Here is a 13816-nt window from a genome sequence, read left to right as displayed (position 1 = left end):
ATTCATCCTTACTGGCTAACAAAGGCCAGTAATTCCGCCAGAGATCCCGTACCTTCCTGAACGTTCAACTCGCGATAATCGTCTGCACAGTTTCCGTATACGTTATCGAAGCTGGCGCGCTGCTGTTTTAAACGGGTTATTGCCGCCGGAATTTGATCGGTATCGCGTACCGGCTGGAAAAATGCCGCCGCCAGAGAACGCGGTTGTTTTTGCCCGACTTCGGCCAACGCATAGGTGGCATAGGCACGAGAAGCGAAGCTGTTTTGTTTACCGGTTGGCGAGACGGTTAACGCTGTTTCAGTGAGTGCCGCGATAGTACGCTTCGCCAGTTCTTCGTTACCACCCAGGTTTTCCACCAGCAGATCGCGGCTGATACAGACATAGGTATAGAAAAGCGCCGAGGCAAAACCCTGCTCGCCCATATGCCCGGAACCTGCGTCTTCCTCTTTATTATTCAGATCGTCAACGGCGGTGAAAAAATCAGACTCAACGGTCACGGCACTTACGCCCAACGCATGGGATACCTGACAAGCAGCCTCGACGTTGAACTCAGGCGATGACGCCAGCATACGGCCAAACAGCGCCATATCTACGCTACGCTGCTCTTTGCGCAACAACTCCACTTCTTCATCGTTAGGTTCGCGTTTGTCGGCAATTAGCGTATCAACCAGTTGCTTAATCAAACTAATTTCATGGTTACTGACGTGAACGATCTGCTCAATTTCGAGATTTTTTTCCGGTTTCGCATCTTTATCACTTTTAAGCTTGCCAAATTGCTTAGCGATTAACTCAGACGAACTCTTAGCAATTTTTTCTTCAATTCCGGCATCTTTCATCGGACGATAAACATAATCCACGCCAATTCGACGAGTACGCTTACCCATAAAACCATCCATTGCCGCTTCAAAAGTTTCCGACACCCGCCAGGCACGCTTCAGACTTTGCGACGATACGCGTAAACGCTCAACTCCTCCCATAAACGCGGTCTTCGGTCTGCCAGACTCATCACGATTCAGGTTAGCGGGCGCATAAGCAGTCAATAAATGCAGTTGAATAAAAGTTGTCATTATCAAATCCTTCTAAAAATGATTATTTGCCACGCGACGTGGAAAGATATTCGTTCGCCCAACGGATGCGATTTCGTTCAAAGGGGTTACGGAATTCCGGCTGATGGTTTTCGCGTCGTTGCCACTCTTCCATCCACAGGAAAATGCCATCGGCAAGTGAAAGAACATTCACCCCCTCCGTACCGCGAATCTTCACTGCCTGAATCAACAACTGGCAAAATGTTTCCGGGTCGGACGCTTTTTGCAAACGTTCAAAACGCAGAACAGAAACGCACGGCGTAGAACCTTTAAGCTTTTCCCCTAATTGTGCAGCGAAACTAATATTCGCCTTATGGCTCTTAATATGCACAGCGACGCTGACAAACAGCGCCAGAGCCATCTCATCAAGAGGTTGCAGTCGCATATGTTTAAGCAGCGCCTGGCGGAGAGCGTCATGCCCTTCACATATCATTACGCCATATGGCGGCGCCATTCTTTTCAACTCAGCCCGCCAGGCGCGACCGTTGACTCGTTTACCATCCTTGCGCTCGTAACGCTCAGACAGCGTAGCAAACCAGTCAAGTAGCGCCTTCTGCGCATCGGGGTGGAGAATTCTGCATAACACTGCTGTATTGCTATTCAGCATATTTGGCTTCCTTCTGTTATTCGACCAGCGCCAACACATCCTTGCGCGCTTTATGTTTACGATAGCTGCTGGCTAAATCCTGTCGGGCCGTCAGCTGGCGCTGCAGGATATCGTCCGGGCAGTCGGGGTTGGTCAGGGCATCACGATCAAAAACGTGAAATAGATAGTGTGCTAATTCCGCCTCCCACTGACTTACTGCGTGACGAGTCTGTGTATCCTGCCGAAGCGGATCGACAGCCAGCGCCTCTTGCAACGTCCGAAAAGCGGGTTCGGTTTCCTGCCAGAAGGCGATATCCACCATACTAAAATCCATTTTGGCTTCTTTCGGACAATCGAATTTGGCGCTCTTTAACGCGTTCCGTAACAGCGACAGCGACTCACTAGCCAGCACCAGCACAATGTTAAGCACAGCGAGAAATTGCTCTTCGTGCGAAACGCTAATGAGCGGAATACGGTGCTGATACCAGCAGCGGACCTTGGCCTTATCCATATCCCAGGCAAAGCACCACAGGCTCATTTTGTTCCGCTGACCAGCGGCACGAACGACCTTTGCAGGCTGCATTTTGTTGAACTTATCCTCACGATTGAGCATCAGCCCCAACCAGTCTTTATAACTTAACCCGCCCGGCTGCCCTTTAAACGCCAGCCAGGGTGCGGATGGATCTTTCAATGCCTGCCGATATGGGGAGAAAGGATGTAACCAACTGTCGTACTGAACGCCATAATTTTTACTACGCATTTGCAGTAGCAGTGATTCGTGATGCTCCCCGCACAAATCGCAGATACCTGCCACAGTGTGGGTGAAATCCAGTTCTATGCGCCGCGGCATTCCCCAGTAGGCTTGCAAGGGGTGCGCATTATCCGGTGTGACCACATTCCCCGCTTTTTCGCTGGTTTTCGTCGGCGCAAGCCAGGGAAAAATGAGTGGATGCTGTGTAACATTCGGCGGCTCTTCCTGCGGCAAAACGTTAAGCCAAAGTTTTTTCCATAGTGGATATTTATCTTCTTCCTGCGGTACCACCAGCGTAGTCAGCGGACCACCGCCGCGCATCCCTACCCGGTAACCCGCCCCGCCGGCAGGTGAATTGGTTTGAATCGCAAATAGCGCTATCGCCGCGCAGTGAGGACATATTTGTTCTACGTTGCCACGTTTTACAAAATGATCTTTATTGAGCTTGAGCGCATTACCGCCCGGCGCATCCACCAGCAGCCCGGCAATAGAACCATATTCACTATCGAGAGGATCAAAACTTTGCAGGAAGGAAGGTTTTTGCTCGCCGAACTGTAGAGCCAGAGAAATCGTATTTAACGCCTTCTCCCATTGTTCGAATTCGATACTTTCATGCCAGATATCTGCCCATTCTTCTTTATCTTCCGGCGCGACGGTACATTGTAAAATACCAATCAGCATTTGCCATGCAGCCCCCTGAAAATCGGGCCGGGGGTATGCAAGATCCTGAATGCGGTTATCCAGAAGATCGCGTAATGATATTCTCGTTTTTTCGCCGTTTGAGAATATGACGGGAAGCCATTTCTCTTTGGTTAAATCCATACCTTTACTCCTGCAGGGCTATTTATTAAGCCAATTTGGAATATTAACTACCTATAGGTAGGTTCCGTCCTGAGGTATCTCTTAAATACTGTCATCGGAGTTATACTACATTTTCTCGAAGACGAAAATATAAATAAAAAGTAGATACAGTCTTAAATCAGACTATGTATTTTTTATAGTTATCTGTTATCTTTAATACGTTCCCTAAAATTATGGGATAAACCGTAGATACAGTCTTAATAGCGCAGCGTTCCCCGCGCCAGCGGGGATAACCTAATCCAGACAAAAAACTGGCCAATTACCCGTATCCCAATTTATTATCGATTTCATTGTAATCCCCCTGCTACAGGAAAAAGATGACACAGATAGAATATCTGGACTACCTCTGCTATTGGGGGAAAACTGATAAATCAACAAAAAACATAATCTGTAATTATCATTTACTGGCATACCATTGCCTGGACGTTGCTGCATGCGGGAAATACATAATAAAAAACAATATATTCAATTCATGTAATATATTAAAGGAATGTAATATCTCAGGTACAAATGCAGAAAACTGGATAATCTGGTTTCTTGCCAGCCACGATATCGGAAAATTCGCCAGAGGATTTCAAAAATACGCCGAATTCCCAGACTCTCCCTTAGTATCTCCCGTTAGCGGTGTTTCCGCGTTTGAGAGACATGATTCCTTAGGCTTCTATTTATGGGGTAAATTATTTGAAGCGTGGAGTTCAGGCAGTAATGAAATTATCGCAGGTATTGAACCAGAAAATCGCACCAGGTTTGAAAGCGCTTTAAATAGCTGGATGCTTATTAGCACCGGGCACCATGGCATCCCACCGGACACCATGAAAAACAGAAGCTCGCTGGCATTCACCGATGAAGACATTGTCGCAGCAACGCATTATCTGGAAGCATTAAGTGAATTATTTCCTTTCACTCTACCTCAGGAGTGGAAAACCAAAGCAGGGAGAAAATGTTTAAAACAGCACAGTTGGTTTTTCGCTGGGCTTGTCACCCTTGCCGACTGGATGGGCTCGGATGAAAGCCAGTTTCCACTGCTCAGCAGCGCCATGCCATTGAAAGATTATTGGCCTCTCGCTTGTGAAAAAGCCCAACAGGCCATCCTCCGAATGCCGCCGTTATCTCAGCACAGCTATTATCAAGATCACCGGGCATTATTTCCGTTCATTCAGACGCTCACTCCTCTTCAACAACGAGCAAGCGAACTGGATATTTCAGCACCCGGTGCACAGCTGGTTGTCCTGGAAGACGTTACCGGAGCAGGCAAAACAGAGGCCGCGCTGATTCTGACTCACCGCTTAATGTCAGCCAATAAAGGCCACGGTCTCTACGTTGGGTTGCCGACAATGGCCACCGCAAACGCCATGTATCAGCGCCTGGCATCGGCTTATCATGCGCTATTTACCGATGAGTCCAGGCCATCGCTCATCCTGGCACACGGTGGGCGAGAAATGTCGGACTCTTTCCGACAATCCATCTGGCAGCCAACAGAAAATATAGCTGAAGATTATGCCCGTGATGATGGCAACGCGACTACTGAGTGCCATACCTGGTTTGCAGATTCACGCAAAAAAGCGCTGCTGGCGGAAGTCGGCGTAGGTACGCTGGATCAACTCTTAATGGCGGTGATGCCTTTTCGCCATCAATCGCTCCGATTGCTAGGGATGCGCGACAAAATCCTGCTGCTGGATGAAGTGCACGCCTATGATGGTTATATGGTTAAATTGCTGGAAGGTTTATTGCGCTTCCATGCCGCCCAGGGCGGTAGCGCTATTATTCTGAGCGCCACTCTTCCCGCCGCTTTACGGGAAAAATTACTTAATGCGTTTAGCGATGGCGCGGGATTTATGAGCGCTGGTGGTAGCGATAACGCGGGTTATCCATGGTTAAGCCACCTCACTTCCTCCGGTCTGTTAGAGCAACCACTGGCCACACGTCCCGAAGTTCAAAGGACTGTAGCCGTTAATTGGATACAGCAGCGCCAGGAAGCACTGGACATTATTTATCGCGTTGTGGCAACCGGACAGTGCATTTGTTGGATCCGCAACACGGTTGATGATGCGCTGGATACTTACCAGCAGTTGCTACACGAGGGAATCGTTCCAGAGCAGGATCTTTTGCTTTTCCACAGCCGTTTTGCTTTTATCGATCGTATTGCTATTGAAAATAAAACGTTAAACTGGTTTGGTAACAATGCCCCCGTTTCTGAACGACGTGGTAAGGTATTAATCGCCACACAAGTCGTTGAACAAAGTCTCGATCTGGACTTTGACTGGATGATCACCGATCTGGCGCCGATTGATTTATTGATCCAGCGCGCCGGTCGCCTGCAACGCCATATCCGCGATGCCCATGGGCAACGAAAATCTACGCTTCCGGATGAACGCCAGCCACCAATATTGCATATTCTGGCCCCTCACTGGCAGGAGCAGGCAGAAGAGGGCTGGTTGGGGCAAGAGCTAAAAGGTACCGGCTTTGTTTACACCGATCATGCCTGCCTGTGGCGTACCCAGGCGCTGCTGCGTCAACATGGTGAGATCCGTATGCCGGATAATGCCAGAGCACTCGTTGACGGCGTATACGAGCAGAAAATTGCTGCGCCAGCAGGCTTGCAGACGATCTCTGACGTTGCCTTTGGCAAAGTCCTTAGCCAACGTTCAGTGGCTGCGCAAAATTTATTACGTTACGATCTCGGTTACGATCGAGAAGCCAGCGACTTTTTATGGGATAAAGATAGAGAATTTTCTACCCGTCTGGGTGAAGAGAGTGTTGATGTTTATCTCGCGAGAAAAGACATTGATGGACAGCTACGCCCTTTAGTTGATGAAATAGATTTCTGCTGGGAAAAAAGTCGCTTATCCGTCCGAAAATCATGGTGGCAAAAAAATTCTGGTACATTCCAATGTCCAGATGAGGAAACATTAGCCTGTTTCAGAAAACGCCACCATCGCCCTTCCGGACAGGTTGTGCTGGTATCTGATGCCGGAGAAGCTAGCTATTATAGTAAACGTTTTGGATTGGTTGGATAACGGGTATTATTCTAACTCCGTTGTATAGAGAAGTTATTACATTAGATTCACCAAAATCTTTGTAGCTTCTCTATCTACATCCATTTCCATGAATACCCTTAATTAATTAAATTTAACTACTTCATTTCATCATACTTTATCTCTCAGCATCAACACCATTCATGACAAACCAAAATTTAAAAAAACGACCATTTGCGGCGAATCATCTACCTTTTGTCTGAATTATCGTCACCACAAAGGATTACCAACCATAAATGTGCTGTATTAATAATGTCGTTCAAATTCTCTCCTGTAGTAAACCTTGTCTGTTTAATAAAAAAGAGGGAGTTGAACGATATATTTTACTCCGGATATTGAATAATATAAATTTGAAGGAAGATATTATGCCAGTCACTTTAAGCTTCGGTAATCATCAAAATTATACGCTTAATGAAAGTCGGCTTGCTCATCTGTTAAGCGCAGATAAAGAAAAAGCAATCCATATGGGGGGCTGGGATAAAGTCCAGGATCATTTTAGAGCGGAAAAAAAGGACCATGCGCTGGAAGTGTTACACTCCATCATTCACGGGCAGGGCCGTGGTGAACCTGGAGAGATGGAAGTTAACGTAAAGGATATAAATAAAATTTACGCCTTCAAACGGCTACAACATCTGGCCTGCCCGGCTCATCAGGATCTGTTTACTATCAAGATGGACGCTTCTCAGACACAATTTTTACTTATGGTCGGCGACACGGTGATCAGCCAAAGCAATATTAAGGACATCCTCAATATATCAGATGATGCAGTGATAGAATCTATGAGTAGGGAGGAGAGACAGTTATTTTTACAAATATGCGAGGTAATTGGTGCGAAGATGACCTGGCACCCAGAATTACTTCAGGAGTCGATTTCTACTCTACGAAAAGAAGTGACGGGCAATGCACAAATCAAAACGGCGGTTTATGAGATGATGCGTCCAGCAGAGGCTCCAGACCACCCGCTTGTCGAATGGCAGGACTTACTTACTGCAGATGAAAAATCGATGCTGGCCTGTATTAATGCCGGTAACTTTGAGCCTACGACTCAGTTTTGCAAAATAGGTTATCAGGAGGTACAAGGTGAAGTCGCTTTTAGCATGATGCATCCGTGCATCTCCTATTTACTACACAGCTATTCACCGTTTGCAGAGTTTAAACCAACAAATTCTGGTTTTTTAAAAAAACTTAATCAGGATTATAACGACTATCATGCAAAAAAAATGTTTATTGATGTAATTCTTGAAAAACTATATCTAACCCATGAACGTTCTTTGCACATTGGTAAAGATGGGTGCAGTCGCAATATATTACTGACATAAAGATAGTCAGTAATATAACCAATTTAAAATCCGGCTGCCTGCCGGATTTTTCATAGCAGCAAGTATAATCATACCGCGTAAGGACAATTACCCTTCATGCAGCCCGCACTCACGTTTCAGCCCGAAGAAGCGTGTCTCTTCTTCCGCCATGCCCGGCTCCCATTTGCGGGTGGTGTGCGTATCGCCCACCGACAGATAGCCCTGATCCCACAGCGGATGGTATTTCAGACCATGCTTTTGCAGATACTGGTAAACCGTGCGGTTATCCCAGTCGATAATCGGTAGCACTTTAAACACGCCGCGCTGGATAGCGAGAACGGGTAAATGCGCGCGGCTGCCGGACTGCTCGCGACGCAGACCCGCAAACCACGTCTGCGCTTTCAGCTCTTTTAGCGCCCGGTTCATCGGCTCGACTTTGTTGATGTCATTGTATTTCTCAATACCTTCTACGCCCTGCTCCCACAGCTTGCCGTAGCGCGCTTCCTGCCAGGCCGGACTTTCGCCCGCGCGGTAAACTTTCAGGTTGAGTTTGAGTTTGTCCGTTAACTCATCAATAAACTGATAGGTTTCCGGGAACAAATAGCCGGTATCGGTGAGGATCACCGGGATATCCGGGCGAATCTGGTTCACCAGGTGCAGGCTCACCGCCGCCTGGATGCCAAAGCTTGAGGAGAGCACGTATTCGCCGGGCAGATTTTCCAGCGCCCAGACCACGCGTTCTTCGGCAGTTAGCGTTTCCAGTTGGGCGTTGGTTTCCGCCAACGCCAGTACGCGATCGACTTTTGGCAGTTCATTCAATGCGTTGAGATCGAGTTGGGACATAATTTCCTCACTGTTTGCCTTGCCTGATGGCGCTGCGCTTATCAGGCCTACACAGACGCCATCCGGCAATTCAGGTTATTCCCAGAAATCACGCGCGGGATCGAGCACCGGGCGAATGATGCCCGCACGCACCGTAAAGTCGCCGAAGCCTTCACCCGCTTCACGCTCTTTCGCCCAGCGCCCAATCAGTTCATCCAGCGAAGCCAGAATATCCGGCTCGGTGATATTTTCTTGATACATCCGTGGGATACGTGTCCCAATACGGTTGCCACCAAGATGCAGGTTATAACGACCAGGCGCTTTCCCTACTAAGCCAATTTCCGCCAGCATCGCGCGACCACAGCCGTTCGGGCAGCCGGTCACGCGCATCACGATATGCTCATCAGGAATGCCGTGTTTTTCCAGAATCGCCTCCACTTTGTCCGTGAACGACGGCAGGAAACGCTCGGCTTCCGCCATTGCCAGCGGGCAGGTCGGGAACGACACGCAGGCCATTGAGTTTTCACGCAGCGCGCTCACCGCATTCATCAGCCCATGATCGCGCGCCAGCGTCTCGATCTTCGCTTTCTGGCTTTCCGGCACGCTGGCAATAATCAGGTTCTGGTTAGCGGTAATACGGAACTCGCCCTGATGAATCTTCGCGATCTCCAGCAGGCCGGTTTTCAGCGGACGCCCCGGATAATCCAGGATACGACCATTTTCAATAAACAGCGTCAGGTGCCAGTTGTTGTCGATCCCTTTCACCCAACCGATACGATCGCCGCGACCGGTAAATTCATACGGACGAATGGGTTCAAATGTGATCCCCGCGCGACGCTCGACTTCCGCTTTAAACGTCTCCAGTCCCACGCGCTCAAGGGTATATTTGGTTTTGGCGTTTTTCCTGTCGGTACGGTTACCCCAGTCGCGCTGCGTCGTCACTACCGCTTCCGCCACCGCCAGGGTGTGCTCCAGCGGTAGATAGCCAAACTCGCTCGCGGTACGGGCATAGGTTTTCTTATTACCATGCTCAATAGACAGACCGCCGCCCACCAGCAGGTTAAAGCCGACCAGCTTGCCGTTCTCGGCAATCGCCACAAAGTTCATGTCGTTGGCGTGCAGATCGATATCGTTTTGCGGCGGGATCACTACCGTGGTTTTGAACTTACGCGGCAGATAGGTCTGACCGAGGATCGGCTCTTCATCGGTGGTCGCCACCTTCTCCTGATCGAGCCAGATCTCCGCATAGGCGCGAGTACGCGGCAGCAGATGTTCGGAGATCTTCTTCGCCCACTCGTAGGCTTCAGCATGCAGCTGAGACTCGTACGGGTTAGAGGTACACAGCACGTTACGGTTCATGTCGTTGGCGGTTGCCAGCGCATCCAGCCCCACCGAGTGCAGCATCTGGTGCACCGGCTTAACGTTCTTCTTCAGAATGCCGTGGAACTGGAAGGTCTGGCGGTTGGTCAGACGGATACTGCCATAAATCGTGTTATCCGCCGCGAATTTATCGATCGCCTGCCATTGCGTCGTAGTAATCACCCCGCCCGGCAGGCGGCAGCGCAGCAGCATCGCGTGGCGCGGCTCCAGCTTCTGCGCCGCACGCTCGGCGCGAATATCGCGGTCATCCTGCTGATACATGCCATGAAAGCGTATTAGCAGGAAGTTGTCGCCTTTAAAACCGCCGGTGAGACCGTCGTTCAGATCTTCCGCAATGGTACCGCGCAGGTAGTTGCTTTCCAGCTTCATGCGCTCGGCATCGGACAGTTTACCTTCGACCACCAGTGGGCCTGGATGTTTTTCGCTCATTAGTAGACATCTCGCTGATAACGGCGCTCGACGCGCAGCTCACTTAAAAATTCATCCGCCGCTTCGATGTCCATTGCACCGAATTCAGCAATCACTTCCAGCAATGCTTTTTCGACATCTGCGGCCATACGCCTGGCGTCGCCGCAGACATAAATGTGGGCACCGTCATTGATCCAGCGCCACAGCTCCGCGCCCTGTTCGCGCAGTTTGTCTTGTACGTAGATTTTTTCTTTTTGATCGCGGGACCAGGCCAGATCGATCCGGTTCAGCACGCCTTCTTTCACGTAACGCTGCCATTCAACCTGATAAAGGAAGTCTTCGGTGAAGTGCGGGTTACCGAAGAACAGCCAGTTCTTGCCTTCCGCACCGTCGGCGGCGCGTTGCTGCATAAAGGCGCGGAACGGCGCGATACCCGTACCTGGGCCAATCATAATCACCGGCGTTTCCGGGTTAGCTGGCAGGCGGAAATTATCGTTGTGTTCAATAAACACGCGCACTTCGCCCTCTTCTTCCACGCGGTCGGCGAGGAAGCTGGAAGCACCACCCGCGCGGGCGCGGCCTTCAATATCGTAGCGCACGACGCCGACGGTTACGTGTACTTCGCTTTCGACTTCCGCCTGCGCGGAGGCGATGGAGTACAGACGCGGCGTCAGCGGACGCAGCAGGCCGATTAATGCTTCAGCGTCGAGCTGCGCCGGAGAGAAACGCACCATATCAACAATGGGCGTGGTCGCGGCGTAGTGCTGGAGCTGCGCTTTGTCGCCCACTAATGGCAACAGCGACTCACTGCGCGTCAGGGTCGCGTAGTTCTCAACAATGTTGGCGGTATTCACCGTCAGCTCGAAGTGCCACTCCAGCGCTTCGGCGAGCGGCAGGGTTTTACCGTCAACCGTCACCGGCTCATCGCCTTTCAACCACAGCAACTCAACCAGCTCTTTCACCAGATCCGGATCGTTCTGATACCAGACGCCCAGCGCATCGCCCGGCTGGTAACGCAGACCGGAGTCGCCTAAATCAATCTCAATATGACGAACGTCTTTTTCCGAGTTGCGACCGGTGATTTTCTGATTCACGGCGAGGGTCGCGGTCAGCGGCGCGTCTTTGGTATAGGGGCTGGTGTGGATGTCGTTTACCGCGCCAGTAGCGACGGATTGCGAAGGTTCCGCGACAGGTGCGCGGGACTTCAGAACATCAACCACGCGGGCGCGCCATTCGCTGGCAGCTGCCTGATATTCAACGTCAGCATCGACACGGTCGAGCAGACGTTCACCGCCCAGTTCCGCCAGTTTGCTGTCAAAATCTTTTCCGGACTGGCAGAAAAATTCATAAGAGGTGTCGCCGAGGCTAAACACGGCAAAAGCGGTGTTTTCCAGTTTCGGCGCTTTTTTCGAGAACAGGAACTTATGCAGCGCGACGGCCTCTTCCGGCGGCTCGCCTTCTCCCTGGGTGGACGTCACTATCACCAGCAGTTTTTCACTGGCAATCTGTTTGAATTTATAGTCGCCGGCGTTCACCAGTGTCACATTAAGGTTGGCCGCCAGCAGATCATCACGCAGCGCTTCCGCCACACGACGCGCGTTGCCGGTTTGCGAAGCGGAGATAAGCGTAACCCCCGGCATCTTCCCCTCAGGAGCAGGCGTGACGGCAACAGCGCCTGAGCGCGGGTTCAGTACGCCCCAAAAATAGCCGGAGACCCAGGCAAGCTGTTCGGGAGTAAGGTCGGTTGTCGCGGCCTGAAGGCGCGCCAGTTGCTCCGGATTAAGCGGAAGCAACCCAGTCAGTGGAGCCGGTGTCGTCATGCGTCGTTATGTTCCAGTAAGCAAAGCGGATCTATACACAAAATCATTCAAGTTCGCTGTAGCCCAGACTGTAAGCTGATCGCGCCCCAGGAGCGTACATAAATACGTGACTGGGGTGAGTAAACGCAGTCAACACAGATGCGGCTTGAAGGATGAAGTGTATAAGCGATAAATCCCAAACTGAGGATAAGGTTAACGGTGAGAGGAATAACAATTAAAGAAGGGTTGGAAATAACAAATAACCAAATGAACTAACCTGTTTTAGTTATCGTGATTAACGCCAAAATCGATTTTATAATTGATTGATAATTATTAAATTTTCTGGAAATTCTTAAATTAATTGCCCGTCACAAGGCGGAGAATGGTTTTAGTTAATGATAAAAAATGCGCTTTCCGGTACCCTACGGCGGTTTTTTTATTGCCTGAGAGTTCATCATGTCCACCACGTTGTATAAAGATTTCACCTTTGAAGCCGCTCACCGCCTGCCTCACGTGCCTGAAGGGCATAAGTGCGGCCGCCTGCACGGACACTCGTTTATGGTGCGTCTCGAAATTACCGGTGAAGTCGATCCACATACCGGTTGGATTATGGATTTCGCGGATCTCAAAGCGGCGTTTAAACCTACTTACGATCGTCTTGATCACTACTATCTGAATGATATTCCAGGGCTGTCCAATCCCACCAGCGAAGTGCTGGCAAAATGGATTTGGGATCAGGTTAAGCCCGTCGTGCCGCTACTGAGCGCCGTGATGGTGAAAGAAACCTGTACAGCCGGCTGCATCTATCGCGGCGAATAAGGTTTATTAACGCGTGGGCTGGATGCCAAATTGATTCCAGCCTATTCACACGACGTTTTATCAGTGAAAACATTGTCCAGCGCGCGGTGTTAAAAGCGCAGCACATCACCAGTTGCAGGTGCGGTTATTTCCGGTAGCCACAACCGCCCCCAGGCCCCTGTACAGTGACAACCGCATAGTTTTTCAGGTTTTTGTTCTTGCAGAAAGCGCCTGACTCGCCACAGCGTGAACGGTGATGCGCAGCGGAGATGAAATCCGCCGATAAGCGCATAAATCTGCTTTATACCGGTAATGTTCTGACAGTGCCGAACAATATTTGCGATCCCCCTATGCCCGCATCCCGTAATGATGACTAATCCTTTTGCCGACTGGTAAATCAGTACGCCCTCATCCAAAATAGAGTCCGGCTCCGCATCGTGGCCGCCAAAAATGCCGTAGGCTTCAGGCGCGACCACTGGTATTTCCCCTGACCAGATAAAGTTTTCGCCAATCGGCAGGGGGTCACGCGTGTACATCATTCGGTAGCGTGAATAGTCCACCTCACACGACAATTTTTTTATTTTCCGGGTAATACCGAGAAAAGTCATTGCCGCATAACGTTCACGCGCAATATCGGGATGGCAGATGATGCGACTGTTATCAGGAAGCCACGGCACGCCGCCGCAATGATCGTAATGACCATGCGAAAGCACTACAGCAGACACATCGGACAGGTCGATCCCCATCGCCAACGCGTTTTGCATAAAACTGCCATCAGGGCCGGTATCGAACAAGATAGACGTAGACTCATCCTCGACCAACAGGCTTAATCCTGGTCGGGCCTTCAACGATTTATCCGCTCCAGCTCCCTTATGATTTTCGAGCAATACCCTGATCCTTAACGCCATGGCCTTCTTGACTAGTCCTGATATAGGTTGACAGTTTTTTGTCTGTAAAACGCCTGATGAACATCATCGGGCGTTTTGTATTTCA

General features: G+C 50.1%; 10 protein-coding genes. 3 read left to right on the top strand and 7 right to left on the bottom strand.

What is annotated here, in order from left to right; all coding sequences use genetic code 11:
* Positions 1–8: 8 nt before the first annotated feature.
* The 3 genes from cas7e to casA are packed head-to-tail and all read right to left on the bottom strand — an operon-like array spanning position 9 to position 3244.
* Positions 9–1067, bottom strand: coding sequence for a type I-E CRISPR-associated protein Cas7/Cse4/CasC (cas7e, locus tag ACLJRH_RS18515; RefSeq protein WP_023136483.1), 1059 nt, complete (start codon positions 1065–1067; stop codon positions 9–11).
* A 22-nt stretch (positions 1068–1089) separates the two neighbouring features.
* Complete coding sequence (gene casB, locus ACLJRH_RS18510) at positions 1090–1692, bottom strand: type I-E CRISPR-associated protein Cse2/CasB (protein WP_023136482.1); 603 nt, start codon at positions 1690–1692, stop codon at positions 1090–1092.
* A 16-nt stretch (positions 1693–1708) separates the two neighbouring features.
* Positions 1709–3244 (bottom strand): type I-E CRISPR-associated protein Cse1/CasA, encoded by a 1536-nt coding sequence (gene casA / locus ACLJRH_RS18505; RefSeq protein ID WP_023136481.1) that lies wholly within the window; start codon positions 3242–3244, stop codon positions 1709–1711.
* A 356-nt stretch (positions 3245–3600) separates the two neighbouring features.
* Here casA and ACLJRH_RS18500 point away from each other — a divergent pair, with 356 nt between their 5' ends.
* Positions 3601–6300: a CRISPR-associated helicase/endonuclease Cas3 gene (locus ACLJRH_RS18500; RefSeq protein WP_023136480.1), complete on the top strand. Its 2700-nt coding sequence runs from the start codon at positions 3601–3603 to the stop codon at positions 6298–6300.
* Positions 6301–6683: 383 nt separating this feature from the next.
* Positions 6684–7637, top strand: coding sequence for an SPI-1 type III secretion system effector SopD (sopD, locus tag ACLJRH_RS18495; protein ID WP_023136479.1), 954 nt, complete (start codon positions 6684–6686; stop codon positions 7635–7637).
* Positions 7638–7724: 87 nt separating this feature from the next.
* Here sopD and cysH read toward each other — a convergent pair whose 3' ends face one another.
* The 3 genes from cysH to cysJ form a co-directional block, all read right to left on the bottom strand.
* Positions 7725–8459, bottom strand: a complete 735-nt coding sequence (gene cysH, locus ACLJRH_RS18490) for a phosphoadenosine phosphosulfate reductase (protein WP_023136478.1) — start codon at positions 8457–8459, stop codon at positions 7725–7727.
* Positions 8460–8534: 75 nt separating this feature from the next.
* Complete coding sequence (gene cysI / locus ACLJRH_RS18485) at positions 8535–10247, bottom strand: assimilatory sulfite reductase (NADPH) hemoprotein subunit (RefSeq protein ID WP_023136477.1); 1713 nt, start codon at positions 10245–10247, stop codon at positions 8535–8537.
* Positions 10247–12046, bottom strand: coding sequence for an NADPH-dependent assimilatory sulfite reductase flavoprotein subunit (cysJ, locus tag ACLJRH_RS18480; protein WP_023136476.1), 1800 nt, complete (start codon positions 12044–12046; stop codon positions 10247–10249). The genes cysI and cysJ overlap by 1 nt, the downstream gene beginning before the upstream one ends.
* Positions 12047–12481: 435 nt before the next feature.
* Here cysJ and queD point away from each other — a divergent pair, with 435 nt between their 5' ends.
* A complete protein-coding gene (gene queD / locus ACLJRH_RS18475) occupies positions 12482–12844 on the top strand; it encodes a 6-carboxytetrahydropterin synthase QueD (RefSeq protein WP_000108312.1) in 363 nt (120 codons plus the stop codon).
* An 89-nt stretch (positions 12845–12933) separates the two neighbouring features.
* Here the strand turns inward: queD and ACLJRH_RS18470 are convergent, their stop codons facing one another.
* A complete protein-coding gene (locus ACLJRH_RS18470) occupies positions 12934–13731 on the bottom strand; it encodes an MBL fold metallo-hydrolase (RefSeq protein WP_023136475.1) in 798 nt (265 codons plus the stop codon).
* Positions 13732–13816 lie beyond the last annotated feature (85 nt).

Origin of the sequence: Salmonella sp. SAL04162, from assembly GCF_046551535.1 — a bacterium.
GTDB classification, from domain to species: Bacteria; Pseudomonadota; Gammaproteobacteria; order Enterobacterales; family Enterobacteriaceae; genus Salmonella; species Salmonella enterica.
Note: the sequence above shows the minus strand (reverse complement) of the source record. Positions and strands in the feature narration are given on the sequence as shown.